This window comes from Fictibacillus enclensis, from assembly GCF_001457035.1.
Lineage (GTDB): Bacteria > Bacillota > Bacilli > Bacillales > Fictibacillaceae > Fictibacillus_C > Fictibacillus_C enclensis.
Genome location: NZ_KQ758618.1, coordinates 680728 through 699730 on the forward strand (window position 1 = coordinate 680728; position 19003 = coordinate 699730).

The 19003-nt window shown below is 44.5% G+C and carries 15 protein-coding genes and 1 other annotated feature; of the genes, 10 read left to right on the forward strand and 5 right to left on the reverse strand.

Annotation, left to right across the window (positions count from 1 at the left end; all coding sequences use genetic code 11):
- Positions 1-171 precede the first annotated feature (171 nt).
- Positions 172-1500, forward strand: coding sequence for a UDP-N-acetylmuramate--L-alanine ligase (murC, locus tag AS030_RS13855; protein WP_061972460.1), 1329 nt, complete (start codon positions 172-174; stop codon positions 1498-1500).
- A gap of 86 nt (positions 1501-1586) precedes the next feature.
- Here murC and AS030_RS13860 read toward each other — a convergent pair whose 3' ends face one another.
- Positions 1587-2699: an aminopeptidase gene (locus AS030_RS13860; protein WP_061972461.1), complete on the reverse strand. Its 1113-nt coding sequence runs from the start codon at positions 2697-2699 to the stop codon at positions 1587-1589.
- A gap of 191 nt (positions 2700-2890) precedes the next feature.
- Here AS030_RS13860 and AS030_RS13865 point away from each other — a divergent pair, with 191 nt between their 5' ends.
- The 7 genes from AS030_RS13865 to AS030_RS13895 all read left to right on the forward strand — a co-directional run bounded on the left by AS030_RS13865 (position 2891) and on the right by AS030_RS13895 (position 9727).
- Positions 2891-3349, forward strand: a complete 459-nt coding sequence (locus tag AS030_RS13865; protein WP_061972462.1) for a DUF948 domain-containing protein — start codon at positions 2891-2893, stop codon at positions 3347-3349.
- A gap of 14 nt (positions 3350-3363) precedes the next feature.
- Positions 3364-3795, forward strand: coding sequence for a YtxH domain-containing protein (locus AS030_RS13870; protein WP_061972463.1), 432 nt, complete (start codon positions 3364-3366; stop codon positions 3793-3795).
- Positions 3796-3881: 86 nt separating this feature from the next.
- A complete protein-coding gene (gene ytxJ, locus AS030_RS13875) occupies positions 3882-4208 on the forward strand; it encodes a bacillithiol system redox-active protein YtxJ (RefSeq protein WP_061972464.1) in 327 nt (108 codons plus the stop codon).
- 298 nt (positions 4209-4506) lie between these two features.
- Positions 4507-5568: a bifunctional 3-deoxy-7-phosphoheptulonate synthase/chorismate mutase gene (locus AS030_RS13880; RefSeq protein WP_061972465.1), complete on the forward strand. Its 1062-nt coding sequence runs from the start codon at positions 4507-4509 to the stop codon at positions 5566-5568.
- Positions 5569-5860: 292 nt separating this feature from the next.
- Positions 5861-7777: an LTA synthase family protein gene (locus AS030_RS13885; protein WP_240482344.1), complete on the forward strand. Its 1917-nt coding sequence runs from the start codon at positions 5861-5863 to the stop codon at positions 7775-7777.
- A 215-nt stretch (positions 7778-7992) separates the two neighbouring features.
- Positions 7993-9003: a catabolite control protein A gene (gene ccpA, locus AS030_RS13890; RefSeq protein ID WP_061972466.1), complete on the forward strand. Its 1011-nt coding sequence runs from the start codon at positions 7993-7995 to the stop codon at positions 9001-9003.
- 13 nt (positions 9004-9016) lie between these two features.
- On the forward strand, positions 9017-9727 hold the full coding sequence (locus AS030_RS13895; RefSeq protein WP_338082333.1) for a 5'-methylthioadenosine/adenosylhomocysteine nucleosidase: 711 nt from the start codon (positions 9017-9019) through the stop codon (positions 9725-9727).
- 29 nt (positions 9728-9756) lie between these two features.
- Here AS030_RS13895 and AS030_RS13900 read toward each other — a convergent pair whose 3' ends face one another.
- Genes AS030_RS13900 through AS030_RS13910 form a run of 3 tightly spaced genes read right to left on the reverse strand, consistent with a single transcriptional unit; the run spans position 9757 to position 12249 of the window.
- Positions 9757-10917 (reverse strand): acetoin utilization protein AcuC, encoded by a 1161-nt coding sequence (locus AS030_RS13900; protein WP_061972468.1) that lies wholly within the window; start codon positions 10915-10917, stop codon positions 9757-9759.
- A complete protein-coding gene (locus tag AS030_RS13905; protein ID WP_061972469.1) occupies positions 10914-11561 on the reverse strand; it encodes an acetoin utilization AcuB family protein in 648 nt (215 codons plus the stop codon). Before AS030_RS13905 ends, AS030_RS13900 begins: the two co-directional genes overlap by 4 nt.
- Before the next feature lie 55 nt (positions 11562-11616).
- Positions 11617-12249 (reverse strand): GNAT family N-acetyltransferase, encoded by a 633-nt coding sequence (locus AS030_RS13910; RefSeq protein ID WP_061972470.1) that lies wholly within the window; start codon positions 12247-12249, stop codon positions 11617-11619.
- Between the two features lie 170 nt (positions 12250-12419).
- Here AS030_RS13910 and acsA point away from each other — a divergent pair, with 170 nt between their 5' ends.
- Complete coding sequence (gene acsA, locus AS030_RS13915) at positions 12420-14135, forward strand: acetate--CoA ligase (RefSeq protein WP_061972471.1); 1716 nt, start codon at positions 12420-12422, stop codon at positions 14133-14135.
- A 29-nt stretch (positions 14136-14164) separates the two neighbouring features.
- Here acsA and AS030_RS13920 read toward each other — a convergent pair whose 3' ends face one another.
- Entirely contained in the window at positions 14165-17047 is a 2883-nt protein-coding gene (locus AS030_RS13920) for a transglycosylase domain-containing protein (protein ID WP_061972472.1), read from the reverse strand.
- 141 nt (positions 17048-17188) lie between these two features.
- Positions 17189-17402, forward strand: a binding site (T-box leader).
- Between the two features lie 58 nt (positions 17403-17460).
- Between AS030_RS13920 and tyrS the strand changes: the two genes are divergently transcribed.
- Positions 17461-18720 (forward strand): tyrosine--tRNA ligase, encoded by a 1260-nt coding sequence (gene tyrS, locus AS030_RS13925; protein WP_061972473.1) that lies wholly within the window; start codon positions 17461-17463, stop codon positions 18718-18720.
- Positions 18721-19003: the final 283 nt, after the last annotated feature.

A 19003-nucleotide genomic window follows, 5' to 3' on the forward strand; every position in this document is an offset into this window, starting at 1 on the left:
AAGTAATGGAGTTAGACTTCATTTTTTGCTATAATGGAAAAATGAGTCGGTGCAGCTTGCTCGATTATCACTCTATCGCAGCAGGCATATACTAACAGAAAATAGGCCTTGAAAAGTGGGTTGCCTAAAAAGGTGATTCTTGAGAAGGTTTTTGATTGTGGAGGTCTTTATATGACACATTATCACTTTGTGGGAATCAAAGGTACAGGGATGAGTGCCTTGGCACAAATACTTCATGACATGAAGCATGAAGTTCAAGGATCGGATGTTGAAAAGTATTTCTTTACCCAGCAGGCTCTAGACGAGCGCGGGATTACAATACTGCCATTTGATAAGAATAACATTAAACAGGGCCAGACCATCATTGCTGGAAACGCGTTTCCAGATGACAATGAAGAGCTGGTAGCAGCGCGTGAACTTGGCCTGCCGATTTACCGTTATCATCATTTTCTTGGTGACTTTGTGAAGAAGTATACCGGAGTTGCGGTGACAGGTTCTCACGGAAAAACATCAACAACAGGATTGCTTGCCCATGTAATTGGCGGAGCCGAGCCAACTTCGTTCTTGATCGGAGACGGGACCGGACGAGGAGTGGCAGACAGCACGTATTTTGTATTTGAAGCATGCGAATACCGCCGTCACTTCCTTTCTTATGAGCCTGCGTATGGAATTATGACGAATATTGATTTTGATCACCCTGACTATTATAAAGATATTGACGATGTTATCAGCGCATTTCAGCAAATGGCGATGCAGGTTACAAAAGGAATCATCGCATGCGGTGATGATCAATATCTTCAGCAAATCCATGCAAATGTACCTGTCGTATTTTACGGACTTGGAGATCATAATGATTTTCAGGCGTCGAACATTCAACGGGACGAGAACGGGACTACATTTGATGTATTTGTAAGAAATACGTTCTACCACACGTTTACGATCACAGGATACGGAACACACAACATTCTTAATGCTCTGGCCGTTATCGCCCTTTGTCATTACGAAAATGTAGATGTGGACGTTATTGCCGATCGTTTAAAAACGTTTGGCGGAGTTAAACGGCGTTACTCTGAAAAGCCATTCGGAGACCAGGTGCTGATTGATGACTATGCTCATCATCCAACTGAAATCAGTGCAACCATTGAAGCGACCAAATACAAGTATAAAAATCGCGATGTGGTCGCTATTTTTCAGCCCCATACCTTCACAAGGACGAAAACGTTCCTTCATGAATTCGGGGAGAGCTTAAGAAAAGCTGATTATGTTTATTTATGCGATATTTTTGGATCGGCACGTGAAAATGCCGGCAGTCTTTCCATTGAGGACCTGCAGAAACAAATTCCAAATGCAATGCTGTTGAGCGAAGAAGAAGTAGGGATTCTCGAACAGCATAAAGATGGAATTCTTTTGTTCATGGGAGCGGGGGACATTCAAAAATTTCAAAAATCCTATGAAAAGACCGTGGAAGGTCATCAAGGGAAAAGCACACAAATTGGATAGAAGCAAAAAAGGAGGCTCAAAATGAGTCTCCTTTTCAATAAGTCTAAAAGAAAAAAACGCCGGGTGCGAACCGGCGTTTTTGGGTTTTATTTAAGGTTTTCAGGATTAAGCACGTTAAGTTCAGGAAGAACGAAACGACCGTCTTTACGGATAAGAACATCATCAAAATAGATTTCCCCGCCGCCGTAATCCGGCCGCTGAATCATGACCATATCCCAGTGAATGTTGGACTCATTGCCGTTGTAGGCTTCTTCGTACGCCTGTCCTGGTGTAAAGTGGAAGCTTCCGTCAATTTTTTCATCAAACAGAATGTCTTTCATCGGGTGCTGAATATAAGGGTTAACGCCAATCGCAAACTCACCAATATATCGGGACCCTTCATCGGTATCAAAAATTTTGTTGATTCGTTCGGAATCGTTGGCTGTTGCGTTTACAATTTTCCCATTTTCAAATGTCAGGGACACATTTTCAAATGTAAAGCCCTGATAAGGAGATGGTGTGTTATAGGTGATGGTTCCGTTTATGGAATCTCTGACAGGAGCTGTGTATACTTCACCATCCGGGATGTTCGCTTCTCCTGCACATCGTACAGCAGGAATATCTTTAATGGAGAAGGTAAGATCAGTTCCTGGTCCCTTCAAATGGACCTTATCCGTGCGGTTCATCAAATCTTCAAGAGATTTCATGGCTTCATTCATCTTGCTGTAGTCAAGGTTACACACCTGGAAATAGAAATCTTCAAACGCTTCGGTGCTCATGCTGGCAAGCTGTGCCATGGCTGCATTCGGATAACGAAGAACAACCCATTTTGTTTTCTTGATGCGAATTTCACGGTGCATGGCAAGCACCGTTTTTTCATATAATGCCATCTGTTCACTTGGAACATCGGACAATTCATTAATATTGTCGCCTGAACGAAGTCCGATATAGGCATCCATTTGAGCCATCAGGTCACCTTCATGCTTGGCGATGATTTTCATCTGTTCTTCTGAAGCGTTCATGTACTGCTGGCGCATAACGGAATGGTCTTTCAGCAATACGAACGGAAAACCACCGGCTGCATAAGCTTCCTGCACGAGTGCATTCACAAGCTCTTTTTGAAAGCCAAAGTTTTCAATCAGAACTTTTTCTCCTTTTTGAAGATTAACAGAATATGTAATTAAGTTTTTAGCCAATTGCTGGATACGTGGATCTCTCACTGCAATTTCCCCCTTCTATATGGTGAATAAGCCTAACGTATTTATTCTAACGTAATTTAAATAATTTGTAATCTTCTAACCCTTGTCCTTAGCAGGAATTCTGAAAATAGTATAGAATATAGCATACATGTTTAGTTTTATTGGCATAGGGTAATTTTAAAAGCATCTAACTCAGGAGGTGTCGTGGAAACATGAACATACTTATACCCATCAGTGTACTCATCATTGCCCTAGCTTTTGTCGTCCTAGTAATCTTCTTGGCACGTACGCTAAAATCACTTACAGTAACGCTTGATAACGTGGCTAAGACTGTAGACGGCCTTGAAACTCAATTGAATGGTGTTACATCAGAGACGGCTCAATTGCTTCACAAAACCAACAAATTGGCAGAAGATGTACAAACGAAAGCTGCTTCATTGAACACTGTGTTCTCAGCAGTGCAGGATCTTGGCAGTTCCATTCATAATGTCAACGAATCTGTACGCAAGGTCACAGAGAAAATCACAACAGGTGCTGAACGGCAGTCAGAAAATATTTCCCAGGCGGTTCAATGGGGAAATGTAGCCATCAACTTGTGGGAAAAGTGGAAAATCAAGAAAGCCGGCGTTGATTCTACGCAGCAAACATCCCAAAGAAGACAATATCAATAAAGGAGGAGTTTAGAATGAGTAACGAAAACAATAATCAAAACATCAACAGTAAAGATTTTATTATTGGAGCTCTAGTTGGCGGAATTGTAGGTGCAGCCTCCGCCCTCCTCATGGCGCCCAAAAGCGGCAAAGAATTGAGAAATGATCTTTCTGATCAAGCAGGTACGATCAGGGACAAAAGCACAGAATGGTCTTCAATGGCAAAAGACAAATCCTCTAATATTGCCCGCACCGTTTCTGAACAGTCCAATCAAGTAGCCGGCAAAGTGAAAGAACTTTCGACCAGCATACGCCGTGATTTGAACAATTGGAGAAACAAAGGACAGGAGGTACTCGATGAGAGCGTTGATGCGTATGGTGAAATTACTACTCAAGTGGAAGAAGAAGCCACACGCCAGCCGGATCCTCTTGCAACGGAAGATGATTTGGTAAAAAATAAGTATTGATTACACAAAATCAGATGAAGATAAACGAAGAAGCATCCTTCTTCGTTTTTTCATGGATTTATGATTCACCCAGGGAGGAATTACATATGTCACTCGTTAAACTTTCAACTTCAGAGGAATTTAAACAGGCAGTTAGTGAAAATGAAAAATTGTTTTTATTAAAGAACAGCACAACATGCCCAATCAGCCATGCTGCGTTTCAGGAATACCAAAAGTTTGCCGCAGAGCAGGATAACCCCATTTTTTATTTGAACGTTCAGGAAGCCCGTCCGCTGTCTAATGAAATTGCGGAAAATTTTGGGGTGAAGCACGAATCACCTCAAGCCCTTCTTTTTGAAAAAGGTGAGGTGAAGTGGGATGCATCTCATTATTCCATTACCTACTCATCGCTCAGTGAGCAGTTGGGCAAATAATCGCTTTTATAGCTCTTTTCTTAAGCTTTACAATGTTGCTTTTTGAGTAGTTGATTTCCTGTTCCAGTATGCTCGCTTTCACCGGCGTAAACACCTGCTTTCGCAGGGCACCCTGCACTCCAATCAACTAGATCGATGATGAAACTTAAAAGAATCTTCTCTTGGCAACAATCTTTTAGTTAAACCCCGGGGCGACTCGGGTTTTTTTTTATGGGTGCAGATGGTTTTCAAACGAAGGTCATAGGATTATAATGAAATTGCATGACCCAAATTGTTTACAGAGCAGAGGAGAGATTAGATGAGACAGAATACGTTAGATGAGCTGAGAGACCAGTTGGATGATCTGGATTTGCAGTTGATCGATCTTGTGAATCAACGAGAGATCCTGCTTCAAAAGAATAAGGATTTACGGCCGGAAAGGGCAGATAAGGTGCTTGAACGAATGAATCTCCATTCAAAAGGTGCATTAAGCAAGGAAACTCTGATCGGCTTGTTCAAGCTGCTGGATCAGATTGGACCGGCCGGGAAGCCTGCTAAATTACCCGAACTTCTCGTATCACGAAAAAACAAACCGGAAAATACCGTCGTAACTGTTGCTGGAAAAGAAATTGGCGGTGGACAACCACAATTGGTTGCCGGCCCGTGTGCTGTGGAAAGTGCAGAGCAAGTGGACGCGGCAGCCGGGGCAGTCAAGGCCCGGGGCTTGCATTTTTTGCGGGGCGGAGCGTTTAAACCAAGAACATCGCCATATGATTTTCAAGGGCTCGGTGAAGAAGGCCTGCGGTTATTAAAGCAGGCAGGCAACCGACACGGGCTAGCTGTGATCAGTGAGATTGTGGATCCGAGAGATCTTGAAATGGCTGCCGGCTATCTGGATGTGATTCAGATTGGTGCCAGAAACATGCAAAACTTCGAGCTGCTGAAAGAAGCAGGGAGGACAAAAAAACCGATTTTACTAAAAAGAGGACTTGCCGCTACGATCGATGAGTTTATTCATGCCGCGGAATACATTATGGTCCACGGTAATGATCAAATCATTCTTTGTGAACGCGGTATTCGAACGTATGAAAAAGCAACCAGAAATACGCTTGATATCACCGCCGTGCCCCTTCTAAAGCAAGAAACCCATCTTCCGGTGATGGTGGATGTTACCCATTCAACGGGAAGAAAGGATTTGCTGGTGCCGGCAGCCAAAGCCGCTTTGGCCATCGGAGCTGATGGCGTGATGGCCGAGGTCCATCCTAACCCGAAGCAGGCATTATCGGATGCTTCCCAGCAAATGAACTTTACGGAATTTGAACACTTTGTCAATGAGCTCGAAAAGAGCGGTTTATATAAGCATAATAAAGTAATGGTATAAGGATAAAGCCCTCTGTTAAATGGGGGCTTTTCTTTTATATGGATGGCCAAGAATATTAAGGAAAGGTGTTTTGTGCAATTTGGAGGATAATGAAGCATAATAAAGGGATTTAAAGAATGACCTGTATGAGTTGGACACTGGTAGTTACAAAAGAAAATACCTAAAAGAATCACGATAAGAAGTTTTTTACTTCCTCATTGAACTCCGTATAATGGGTAGGGTGAACCTGAAACACTGCAAATGGGTCAATTTGTAGCGGGGTCATTTTCTTTTTTTTTGAGGAGGAAAATCAATGATGAATAAACTTGAACAACAAACGAACATACAAAATTCAACTAAACGATCTTTAAGCTTTTTTCTGCTGGCGGTTATCCTTCTTTGGGTAAAATCGTACATCGCCTTCAGGGTTGGATTGAACCTTGATCTTGAGAACGTGATGCAAGAGATCATCCTGGTGATTACACCGCTCAGTTCCGCATTGTTTTTCCTGGGGCTGAGTTTGTTTGCTCCGGCAAAGAGCAGGAATAAAGCGTTGCTTACGATTCATTTTATAATGTCCTTTATTTTATACGCCAATATTGTGTACCACCGGTTCTTTGATGACTTCATTACAATACCGGTCCTGTTTCAATTTAAAAACTTTGGCGATCTCGGCGGAAGTGCACAAAGCCTGATGCATCCGCTTGATATTTTATATTTTTTGGACTTTCTACTGTTATTGACCATTGTATTAACCAAGAAAGTAAAACCTGTGGAAAAATTGAAAAAGAAAACCATTGGTCTTGTTTTTATTTCAGCACTCAGCATCTTTTTGGCGAACCTTGGGATGGCGGAAATTCAGCGTCCCGAGCTGCTGACCCGTACATTTGACCGGGCCATTCTGGTTAAGCTGATGGGTGTTTATAACTATCATGTATATGACGCGGTATTGAACACCAAGTCGTCTACACAGCGTGCATTAGCAGACAGTAATGATTTGGCTGAGGTGAAGAACTATTCGGATTCGCAATACAAAAAACCGGATCCAAAAATGTTTGGGGCGGCCAAAGGTAAAAATGTGATTCTTGTATCCATGGAATCCACCCAGAACTTTTTGATCAACAAGAAAATCAACGGTCAGGAAGTTACACCTTTCTTGAATGACCTGACCAAGAAAAGTTATTACTTTGATAATTTTTATCACAATACTGGACAGGGCAAAACGTCCGATGCGGAGTTTTTGATTGATAACTCGCTGTATGGACTGCCTGGAGGATCTGTATATTCAACGAAAGCGCAAAATAAATTTCATGCCACACCGGAGATCGTGAAACAAAAAGGCTATAACCCGGTTGTGTTCCATGCCAACAACAAAAGTTTCTGGAACCGTGACATGATGTACAACACGCTAGGATATAACAAGTTTTACTCTAAGCCTTACTATAATGTGAACGATGAGAACTCGGTAAACTACGGCCTGAAGGATAAGGAATTTTTCAAGCAGTCCATGCCGATGCTTGAGAATTTGAAACAGCCGTTTTACAGCAAGTTCATCACGCTGACCAACCATCACCCGTTCATCTTGAACAATGAACAGGAGAAGAGCATCCAGCCGGCTGATACCGGAGATCCTACAGTAGATAATTACTTTGTAACTGCGCGCTATCAGGATGAAGCCTTGAAGCAATTCTTCCAGCAGTTGAAAGCTTCAGGACTCTATGACAATTCTGTCATTATCCTGTACGGTGACCACTACGGAATCTCCGAGAACCATAATAAAGCAATGAGCAAAATCCTGGGCAAGGAAGTAACACCATATGAACACCTTAAGCTTCAGGAAACCCCTTTGTTCATCCATGTGCCGGGGCAAAAAGGTAAAGTAATGCATACCATCGGGGGAGAAATTGATTTAAAGCCAACGATTCTGCATCTGCTTGGCATTAAAACGAAAGGTGACATCCAGTTTGGATCTGACCTCTTTTCTCCGGACCGTGACGAATTTACAGTTCAGAGAGATGGCAGTGCCATAACGAAAGACTATGTTTATGCAGGTGAAAAAGAGAAATGCTACAGACAGTCTGATGGGCAGGAGGTAGCGAATAAACTCTGTAAGCCTGCAAAAGAAAAGGCAGCCAAAGATCTGAACCTCTCTGATAAAGTGGTGTATGGTGACTTGCTTCGCTTCTTTAAAGATGGGAAAATTGTTAATCAGCAAGAATCAAACAAATAAGAGAAAGCCGGCTGAAATCAGCCGGCTTTCCTGTTTTGAATGGACTTTTAAGGATTGGAGAAAACTAAACAAGAAAGTTGGAAAATGTTCACTTTTATACAGTGGAATATGGCAGTGTACGGGCTTTTCGTTGCCTAACAGCAGTCCTTTACTGTATGATAGCAATAACATTACATAACCTGTCTGGATTGTGGAATTAAAGGAGGATTACTAAATTGAATACAACAATTTATGATGTGGCACGTGAAGCAGGCGTCTCAATGGCAACTGTTTCCCGTGTCGTTAATGGAAACCCAAATGTTAAACCATCTACAAGGAAAAAGGTGCTTGAAGCGATTGAACGTCTAGGTTACCGACCAAACGCGGTGGCAAGGGGGCTTGCCAGTAAAAAGACAACAACCGTCGGCGTGATTATCCCCGATATCGCGAGCATCTTTTTTGCGGAGCTTGCGAGGGGTATTGAAGATATCGCGACCATGTATAAATACAATATTATCTTATGTAATTCTGACCAGAACAAAGATAAAGAAATTCATCTTTTAAATACATTGCTCGGAAAGCAAGTGGATGGCATCGTCTTTATGGGAGGTAAAATTACAGATGAGCATGTGGAAGAATTTAAAAAATCTCCCGTGCCGATTGTAATGGCGGCAACCGTAGATATGAACAATGAAATCCCGTCAGTTAATATCGATTATCAGCAGGCTGTGTATGATGCGGTTGAGCATCTGTTAAAATCAGGCCATGACTCAGTCGCGATGGTAACCGGCCCGCTGGAGGATCCCATCAACGGCTATCACAAGTTCACAGGCTTCCGTAAAGCAATGGAGGATGCCGGGAAAAAGGTGGATGAAAAACAGATTTTTGTCGGCGATTACACGTATGATTCTGGAATTGAAGCCGTGGAAACCTTCCTTGAAAGCGGAAATGTGCCTACAGCCATTTTTGTAGGGACAGATGAAATGGCGCTGGGAGTTATTCATGGCGCACAGGATAAAGGAATCACAGTTCCTGGGGATCTTGAAGTGATCGGCTTTGATAATACACGACTGGCTACGATGGTAAGACCAACCCTTTCAACTGTGGTACAGCCTATGTATGATATCGGAGCGGTTGCGATGCGTCTATTGACAAAGCTCATGAACAAAGAAAAAGTCGAGGAGAATACCGTTGTGCTTCCTCACCGTATTCAATTCAGAAATACAACAAAGAACAACGAACAATAGACGCTACAGAGGTGTGAGAGTTTTGAGAATCGGTATTATTGGAGCGATGGATGAAGAAATCCATTATATGAAACAGGCTCTTGATATTTATGGGGAAAACAATTATGCGAAAACCACCTTCTATGAAGGAACCTACGCCAACAAAGAAGTCGTCCTTTGCAAGTCGGGTGTGGGAAAAGTGAATGCGGCAGTCGTGACACAGCTTTTGGTGGACCGGTTTAACGTGACACATATCATGTTTACCGGCGTCGCTGGGGCCTTGCATCCTGAGCTTGAAATTGGAGATATTGTGATTTCAACAAGTGCCATGCAGCATGATATCGATGCCTCCGCATTAAGTTCGGATTTTCCGCAAGGAACCATTCCCATGTTTAGGTATGAGTCGGATTTTGCGGCAGACCCAGGCCTTGTGGATCTGGCGGAAAAAGCAGCGGCAAAGGTATCCGGAGTTTCTGTCAGAAAGGGAAGGATCCTAAGCGGGGATCAGTTTATTGCAAGCCGCACACTTGTGGAAAAGTATTATCAGCTTTTTGACGGTGCGTGCATTGAAATGGAAGGCTCCGCTGTGGCACAGACTGCTTTTTTAAATGACGTTCCCTTTGTCGTGATCCGTTCGATCTCGGACAAGGCCAATGGCGAAGCAGCTGTCAACTTTACTGAGTTTACAAAGCTTGCCGCGAAGCGGTCTTCTGACATGGTAGAAGAGATGCTGAAAGCCATTTAATAATTGGAAAGACCTGATGCATGTTTGCGTCAGGTCTTTTTTCTGCTGTCCCGGATATGGTGTAATGCCTTGCTTAAGGTCAGGCTGTTTTTTTCCATGATTTCAGGTTTTCGGGGAATCGGTTTATACAAACCGGGCGGGTCTTCCCATGTAAGTGGCAGGGTGACTGGAGCTGCTTTTTGCCACTTTTCAATCCATTCCATGGGAAGTGATCCTTCCAAATCCATATCGTTCATCGCCAGCCAGATTTCAGACCAGGCGCGTGGAACGACCCTCCAGATATCATAACCACCACCCCCGGTGGCGATCCACTTTCCGCCGCAAAACCGGTCGGCCGCTGCCTTTGCGATCCTGGGGATGGCATGATAGGATTTCATCGTTACCGACAGGTGGGTCAATGGATCGTAATAGTGGGCATCTGCACCATTCTGAGACAGAATGACATCAGGCTTGAAAAAGGAGGCCACTTCATGGACCGCCGTTTCATACAATTCAAGCCATGATTCATCTTCTGTAAAGGCATCCACGGGGAGGTTAAAGGAGTAGCCGTAACCGTCGCTTTGACCCTTCTCCGTGACGTTTCCGGTGCCCGGAAACAGATACCGGCCAGTCTCATGTATTGAAAGGGTACAGGCGTCCGGGTCTTCATAAAAGGACCATTGCACCCCGTCTCCATGATGGGCATCCGTATCAATATAAAGCACTCTCGCACCGTACTTCTTTTTCAAATAAGCAATGGCTACAGCGCTGTCATTGTAAACACAAAAACCCGAAGCTTTTCCGCGAAATCCGTGATGAAGTCCCCCGCTTGCATTAAATCCATACGTTGCTTTGCCTTCCATCACCATCTCAGCAGCTGTCAGGGTCGCACCCACTATCCACGCGCTTGCTTCATGCATGCCGGAAAAAATCGGGGTATCCTCAGTCCCAAGTCCGTAATTTTCTGCTGCAGCTCCTTTTAAGGTCCCATCCCCTGCTTTTTTTACGGCTTCGATATAAGCCGTATCATGGATGAGTGCGAGCTCTTCATCGGTTGCCATTCGGGGCTGTACGATATGGCTCTCATTCAGTGCATCAGACATGCGCAGCAGATCATAGGTCAGCTTGACGCGCAATTGGTTGAAGGGATGCCCTTCATTGAATTTGTAACGCAGCAGATCATCGGAATAAACAAAAACAGGCTTTTTCATTGTCCCACTTCCGGTTCCTGCGGCCAAATGACGTCATAACCATTCTGCCTTAATTCTGAAGCAATTCGGTAAGGATTCATCGTTCCAATGCGCAGGACAAGGATTTTTTGGCTGTCGTCCTGCTTGCCCGGATAGACAAGCACACTATTGATATTGATTTTAAATTTCTTGATCAGCGAGGCAACATCTGCCAGCTGTCCGGCTATGTTTTCAACTTTAACTTCCAGATGGGAGCTCGGCTGATGGGCGCCGGTCAATTGGATCAATGTGTACAGCATGTCACGTTCAGTAATGACCCCGACCAGTTTTTCATGCTCAAGCACAGGGACACAGCCGATTTGATGCTCATAAAAAACACTGAGAAGATCTTCTGCAAAATCAAGGGGATGGGCGGTAATCACATCCTTTACCATGATCTCCGATATCGGCCGTTCCAACTTGTCCGCATGATCGGCTGCATCAAAGATGGAAGGGCTGGCATCCCTGAGGTCACGGTCGGAAATGATCCCTGCCAATGATCCATCCTCGACAATAATGGGCAGGTGTCTGATCCGGTGTTTTTTTAGCGTAAGCAGGGCCTCCACAATGGTTGTTTCGGGCCGTGCGGTAACGGGCTTTTTATTCATCATATCCTGAACAATCATCTTTATTTCCCCTTTCTGTGGCTTTCTGGAACGCTATGTCTTTGGGTAGGAATAGTTAATACATGAAACGGTTCTGAAACCGAATCCGGTCAAACTGCTGGACGGTCTCCATCGAAACCCGGCTGCCGAATCTGACCATTAAGCAGTTTGCAGGGTGGGAACTGATCTCGGGATCATCGGTTGCCATATATTCCAAACCGCCGGCGTTCATCATTTTTTCCATGACTTTTCGGTAATCCCACACCGATAAACCGGTGCCTATTAAATCCCAATGCCAGTAATACTCCGTCGTAATAATAATATAATCTTCCATGCTGTCATCCATCATGGACACCTTTAACAGGCTTTTCCCTATTTTATAATTCCGGTAATCAGAAATGACTTCGATCGCTCCAAGCTCAAGAAGATTTTCCATATTGCCATGTGACCATCGTTCCATTGGATCAGGATAAACGTATGTAACGTAACCGATGATGGTATCCTTTGTTCTGGCAATAATAATCCTTCCTTCATCAAGGCCGGCGATTTCGATAAGAGCTTCATGCTGCTGAGGTGAGGGCCTGAACGCTTTTAGTCCGGCATGAAATTCGTAACCGGCCAGATGTTCCGGCGAGATGGGACCCTCAATAATAACCTTGCCTGAAGGTGTATCAACAGCAAGGCAATTGTAAGTTTTAATATGATTCATGTATACACCACCCAAGTAAAAATTCATCTACTTCCATTATACATAACAAAAAAGATTTGTAAGGGATTTCAAGACAGTCAGATTTGACATTTCTAATAAATTTAAATATTTTGAACCTATATGATATACTTAGTATGTATATATCTATTGGCATTGGAGGAGATTGACAGATGAAGGTGGAAGCGCTTCCTAGTATCAAAGGTAATTTTAATCTGGAAGATTATCAAACAGCATATGATGCATTTGACTGGACCGAAGTTGAAAAAGAATTCTCCTGGTATGAAACGGGGCGAGTCAATCTGGCCTATGAAGCAGTGGACAGGCATGCGGAAGGGAACAGAAAAAATAAAGTCGCTCTTTATTTTTCTGATCAAAAAAGAGATGAAAAATACACATTCCGCGATTTGAAGGAAATGTCCAACCGGGCAGGGAATATGCTCCGTCAGCTTGATGTTGAAAAAGGGGACAGGGTGTTTATTTTTATGCCTCGTTCTCCCGAGCTGTACTTTGCACTTTTGGGTGCGGTAAAAGTTGGAGCGATCGTTGGCCCGTTGTTTGAAGCATTCATGGAGGGGGCTGTCAGGGACCGCTTGGAAGACAGTGAGGCAAAAGTGCTCATTACCACTCCTCAGCTCCTGGAGCGTGTACCTGTAAGCGAACTGCCTCATCTCAAGCATGTTGTTCTTGTAGGGGAGGATGTGAAAGAAGAGGGGCTATATGTGGACTTTTTCAGCAGAATGGAAAAAGCTGACAAGCATCTTGATATCGAATGGGTAGACCGCGAAGACGGTTTAATCCTTCACTATACCTCCGGATCTACCGGAAAACCAAAGGGCGTATTGCATGTTCATAATGCCATGATTCAGCATTACCAGACAGCCAAATGGGTGCTCGACTTGAAAGATTCTGATGTATACTGGTGCACCGCCGATCCAGGCTGGGTGACCGGAACATCCTACGGTATTTTCGGTCCATGGCTGAACGGAGCATCCAATGTGATTCGCGGCGGCCGCTTCAGTCCGGAAGATTGGTATGGCACGATCGAAAAATATGGTGTAACCGTCTGGTATAGTGCACCAACGGCATTCCGTATGCTGATGGGAGCAGGAGATGAGGTCGTGAAGCGTTTTGATCTTTCCTCGCTGCGCCATGTACTGAGCGTCGGTGAACCGCTCAATGCTGAAGTTGTACGTTGGGGAATGAAGGTCTTCAGTCTTAGAATTCATGATAACTGGTGGATGACGGAAACAGGAGCCCAACTGATCAGTAACTATCCGGCAGTGGAAATTAAACCTGGCTCCATGGGGAAACCATTCCCTGGCATTGAAGCGGCCATTATCGACGACCAGGATAACGTGCTTCCGCCAAACCGAATGGGGAATCTGGCCATTAAGAAAGGCTGGCCTTCCATGATGAGGGCCATTTGGAATAATCCGCAAAAGTATGAATCTTATTTTACACCTGGCGGCTGGTATGTTTCCGGAGACTCGGCTTATATGGACGAGGAAGGATACTTCTGGTTCCAGGGAAGAATCGATGATGTGATTATGACGTCCGGTGAACGGGTAGGTCCGTTTGAAGTGGAAAGCAAGCTCGTCGAACATCCGGCGGTTTCAGAAGCGGGTGTTATCGGAAAACCCGATCCAGTGCGCGGTGAAGTGATCAAGGCGTTTATTGCACTAAGGGAAGGATATTCGCCAAGCGATGAGCTGATTGAAGAGATCCGTTCATTTGTAAAATCCGGCCTTGCTGCCCATTCAGCGCCAAGAGAAATTGAATTCCGTGACAAACTGCCTAAAACAAGAAGCGGTAAAATTATGAGACGCGTATTGAAAGCATGGGAGCTCGACCTTCCGACTGGCGACCTGTCCACGATGGAAGACTAAAAGAAAAGAAGATATGAAAAACCCCTCGATCAATTCGAGGGGTTTTCTGTTTCCTTTTTATCGGTATTCTGTTCATCAGATGGTTTCTTTGGCTTATCGGACGGTTTTTCTTCGGTTGGTTTCTTTTCCTTTGGTTTCTCTTTCTCGGGCTCTTCTTTTGTATCTTTTTTGGATTCCTTTTTAGAATCTTCCTTTTTTTTGTCTTTATCGGTGGATTCCTGTTTTTTCGTACCGTAGGTGACTTTTTCCGAAGGAGACGATTCCTTGCCTGCAATGTCCACTGCGGTGACATAGAGTACACCTGAAGGGGCAGACAGGGAGGTATGGTCTGACGTCACGCTACCAATCTTCTTAAAGGATCCACTGGTGCCGGAAGCCTGATAGATGCGGTAACCGATCACATCGCTCTCACCTGAGGACGACCAGGATAGCTTACCGTCTTTAACCGATATTCCGCTGACCGTACCAGGCGCTTTGCCGTTTTCCGGCAAGCTTTTGTCAGGGAGGAGATCTCCGGCATCTACGCCGGCAGCTTCTTTCAAATCCACACCATTAAATAATTCCTCACCGACCATTACACCATTTTTCGTAAACTCTTTTGGTGTAGAATCAGACGCCTTGTATTTTTTGCCGTTCGCAATGACATAAAGGCCGGTATCCAGACTGTTGTCTTTTGAATTAGGCGCATATTTCACATTAAATAAATCGGTTGTGACCAATCCGGCTTTTCGGCAAAGATCAGATGGAAGCTTTCCGGAAATGCCGCATATTTCTTTTCTTACGATACCAGACGGCATGCTGAACCGCTCTTTAGGAGCAATCAGTGAAGGCGCGTATTTATAGGCATCATTCGCAAAAGCCGCCCACAAGGTCTGGCTGATATGCTGTTGTCCGGCCGGAAGGGCATCCGGCTTGTCATAGCCATGCCAAACACCAAGAGTTACGTTAGGGTTGGTGGCAACGAACCAGGAATCCTTCGCTGAAGATGTGGTTCCTGTCTTTCCTGCCCAGTCGGCAGAAAAATTCAGTCTGCCTGGAATACTCGCTGCTGTTCCGCCCGGTTTCAATACATCTCTCATCATATCAAGGATCAGATAAGAAGTCTGTGGAGAATAAGCAGTGACCGGTTTAACTTTGTGCTGATATACGACTTTCCCGTCTTTTCCTACGATCTTATTGATCAGGTATGCATCCACGAACTTCCCTTGATTCGCGAAGGTGGCGAAAGCATTTGTGTTTTCTTCAACCGTTACCCCGTGGGTAAGACCACCGATGGCAACTGACGGTGCGCTTTTATCTGCTTCCGCAATACTAGAGAATCCCATTTTTTCCAGGCGGTTGAACGCATCGGCATGGTCAGCCATCAAGTAGCTTCTCAGTGCTGGGATATTATAGGATTTTGCAAGTGCAGTTCTGGCCGAAAGAAGACCATGGTACCGGTTATCATAGTTGTGCGGATTATATTTACCTATCGTCAAAGGTGTATCCGGAATAATGTAGCCCGGCTGCATTTTTCCTTCTTCAATGGCTGGCGCGTAAGCGAGCAGCGGCTTCATGGTTGATCCATTTTGGCGTAATGCCTGTGTCGCATGGTTCAACTGCTCACGGTTATAGTCGCGGCCGCCAACAAAGCTGAGAATTGCTCCCGTTTTATTTTCGATTAAAATGGATCCCACTTCCTGGGGCTGCTGGACATACACCCATTTTCCTTTGTCATTTTTGACGCGTACCGTGTGAGGAGATCCAAAGAGATACTTGTTCTTTGCCGTTTTCTCCATTTCATCATACATCTTTTTATTGATGGTGGTATAAATTTTCAAGCCTTTTTGGCGAAGCTGTACATACGCGTTTTGGCGGTATTCGTCCTTTTCCTTCCGCTTCAGCGTGGAATAGTTTTTACCATCTTGTTTCGCAGCCTGTGCCGCTAAAATGGACGCTGAACGCCGTTCGACTTCCATGCTTAAATACGGATATTTTTCATAGGAATTTTCTTTTTTCTTAGTAAAATGTTTTTTTACATCATACTTTATGGCTTTTTCATACTGGTCTGGTGTAATTTTTTCAGCAGTGAGCATCCGTTTGAGCACGATTTTCATACGGTTCGTTCCGGCGCTGATATCCTTTTTCACATCCCCGCTGTTCGTAAACGGAGAATACACAAATGGATTCTGCGGCATTCCGGCGAGAAACGCGGCTTGCGGAAGACTTAAATCCTTCGCATCCACACCAAAAACCCCTTGTGCAGCAGCCTGTATGCCCGCGACGTTGTGGCCGGATGAACTGCGTCCAAAAGGAACAATATTCAAGTATGCTTCGAGAATTTGCCCTTTCGTAAAAAAGTGTTCCAGACGAAGAGCCAGCAGAATTTCTTTTGCTTTCCGGTCGAAGGAGACTTCGTTAGTCAGGATTTGGTTCTTGATCAGCTGCTGGGTCAGCGTACTTCCTCCCGAGCGGTTAGATGATCCTGTTACTTCCTGAATGACGGCACGTATGATAGCTTTTGGAACAACACCTTCGTGCTCGTAAAAATATTCATCTTCTGTTGAGATGACAGCATCTTTTACAAAAGGGGAGATGTTTTTTAACGATACCTCGTCGCGGTTCAAATCCGCCCGAAGGTTGCCCAGTTTTGATTTGTCATTAAAGTACATCATACTCGTCGTCGAGTAGTTGTAAATCTCTTCTTTCATGGTAGCTTCGGCCCTGACCGGCTCATTTTTTACAAGTGAAGCCAGAAAGCCTGCACCGGCTCCAGCTGCCAGACAGCCGCCAAGCAAGATCAAAACGACGATGATTAAAAATAAGTTCCATGTAAAAGTGTATGTTTTATCGGCGGCCTGGATAATTTTCTTCTCATTAAGGTAGGCGATGAAGCGCCTCCATTTTTCCTTAATTACCTCTAGATGAGACATATGTAAATTCCCCCCTATTTGACTAATTATATCATATTCGTTGTCGTTTGAAGGGAGTGAGGGTACAATTTTGTCAATGAAGAGGAATTGACATCGCCCTTCAGCTATGGTAAAAAGAAGAATATATGCTAATTGGATAAGTAAGAAGCGAAGATAGGAATGAGTAGTAACTGTCTCCCTGTTTCAGAAAGCTGGTGGCCGCTGCAAACCAGTACACAGACGGATTATGAAGTACACCCTGGAGCTTTCTTTGTGAACATACAGTAGCAAAGACCGGTTGAAAAGCCGTTAACCGATATGAGTGGAAGGATTTTTCCTTCAACAAGGGTGGTACCGCGATAATCACGTCCCTTATTCAGGGGGCGTTTTTTATTTGTCTTTTTTAATTGGATGCAATGAAAGGAGCAACATTAATGGGAATCTTGCAAGATTTGGAATACCGGAATCTGATCAACCAGATGACCGACCGAGAAGGTCTGGAAGAAAAACTGAACAGCGGAAAAACAGCATTTTACTGCGGGTTTGACCCGACAGCGGACAGTTTGCATGTCGGCCATCTTCTCGTGATTATGACAATGCGCCGCCTTCAGCAGGCAGGACACCAGCCTATTCCATTGGTGGGAGGCGCCACTGGGATGATTGGTGATCCGAGCGGAAAAAAAGCGGAGCGCACACTGAATGAATCCAGTGTCGTCGAGCAATGGAGCGAGCGCATCAAAGGCCAGCTTTCCAAGTTTTTGGATTTCGAAGCTGAGAACAATCCTGCGGAAATTGCCAATAACTATGACTGGATTGGGAACATGGATGTAATTACCTTCCTTCGTGATGTGGGTAAATACTTCCCGCTGAACTATATGCTCGCGAAAGAATCGGTAGAATCCCGTTTGGAAGCAGGAATTTCTTTTACCGAGTTTACGTACATGATTCTGCAATCATATGATTTTCTGCAATTATACCGCCAGAAGGACTGCCGCCTTCAGCTGGGAGGAAGCGACCAGTGGGGGAACATTACTGCAGGGCTTGAACTGATCCGAAAAGCAGGGGAAGAAGAGAAGGCATTTGGCCTGACAATTCCGCTTGTTACAAAGAGTGATGGAACCAAGTTTGGTAAAACGGAAGGCGGAGCAATCTGGCTGGATCCGGAAAAAACCACTCCGTACGAGTTCTATCAGTTCTGGATCAACACGGATGACCGCGATGTCGTCAAATTCTTGAAATACTTCTCGTTCAAGAGTGAAGAAGAGATCCAGGCACTTGAGGAGCAGGTACAAAACGCTCCTGAAAAACGTGCGGCTCAAAAAGCGCTTGCCGAAGAACTGACAGCTCTCGTTCATGGGGATGCAGCCCTTGAACAAGCCATCAAAATTTCACAAGCTTTGTTCAGCGGCCAGCTTTCCGAGCTTTCCGGAGCTGAGATTGAACAAGGATTTAAAGATGTTCCATCCTTTGAAATGGAATCTAAAGAGGACATAGGACTCATCAATTTGCTTGTGGCAAGCAAGATTTCTCCTTCCAAACGGCAGGCGCGCGAGGATATCACAAACGGAGCGATCTCCATTAACGGCGAACGCTGCCAGGACCTTGAAAAAGTTGTTGGAGCAGACTCGCGAATCGATGATCGATTTGTCGTCATCCGCCGTGGTAAGAAGAAGTACTTCCTGATCCGATACTAAATAGACGAAAACCGGCTCACCATTATGGTAAGCCGGTTTTTTTAAGACAAATCGTGATTCAAAAGATTGCTGCTTTCCAGAACATCTTTGTAAAAAATCTTCATTGCAAGTTGATTGGAGTGCAAGGTGCGAGACTCCTCGAAAATAGGCAGGTGTTTACGCCGGTACATAGGCGCTCGCACCGGTAAAAGCGAGCAGCCTGGAATGGAAATCAACCACTCCTAGAGGAAACATCCCGTTTACATAAAAAAAAGCGTCCCGCATAAACGGAACGCTTTCTTAA

Excerpts from the sequence above, each read along its gene's own strand:
- murC (WP_061972460.1), top strand. The coding sequence starts at position 172 with ATGACACATTATCACTTTGTGGGAATCAAAGGTACAGGGATGAGTGCC.
- AS030_RS13900 (WP_061972468.1), bottom strand. The coding sequence starts at position 10,917 with ATGAAAAAGCCTGTTTTTGTTTATTCCGATGATCTGCTGCGTTACAAA.
- AS030_RS13885 (WP_240482344.1), top strand. The coding sequence starts at position 5,861 with ATGATGAATAAACTTGAACAACAAACGAACATACAAAATTCAACTAAA.
- AS030_RS13920 (WP_061972472.1), bottom strand. The coding sequence starts at position 17,047 with ATGTCTCATCTAGAGGTAATTAAGGAAAAATGGAGGCGCTTCATCGCC.
- tyrS (WP_061972473.1), top strand. The coding sequence starts at position 17,461 with ATGGGAATCTTGCAAGATTTGGAATACCGGAATCTGATCAACCAGATG.
- AS030_RS13865 (WP_061972462.1), top strand. The coding sequence starts at position 2,891 with ATGAACATACTTATACCCATCAGTGTACTCATCATTGCCCTAGCTTTT.
- AS030_RS13870 (WP_061972463.1), top strand. The coding sequence starts at position 3,364 with ATGAGTAACGAAAACAATAATCAAAACATCAACAGTAAAGATTTTATT.
- ytxJ (WP_061972464.1), top strand. The coding sequence starts at position 3,882 with ATGTCACTCGTTAAACTTTCAACTTCAGAGGAATTTAAACAGGCAGTT.
- AS030_RS13880 (WP_061972465.1), top strand. The coding sequence starts at position 4,507 with ATGAGACAGAATACGTTAGATGAGCTGAGAGACCAGTTGGATGATCTG.
- AS030_RS13905 (WP_061972469.1), bottom strand. The coding sequence starts at position 11,561 with ATGATTGTTCAGGATATGATGAATAAAAAGCCCGTTACCGCACGGCCC.
- AS030_RS13910 (WP_061972470.1), bottom strand. The coding sequence starts at position 12,249 with ATGAATCATATTAAAACTTACAATTGCCTTGCTGTTGATACACCTTCA.
- acsA (WP_061972471.1), top strand. The coding sequence starts at position 12,420 with ATGAAGGTGGAAGCGCTTCCTAGTATCAAAGGTAATTTTAATCTGGAA.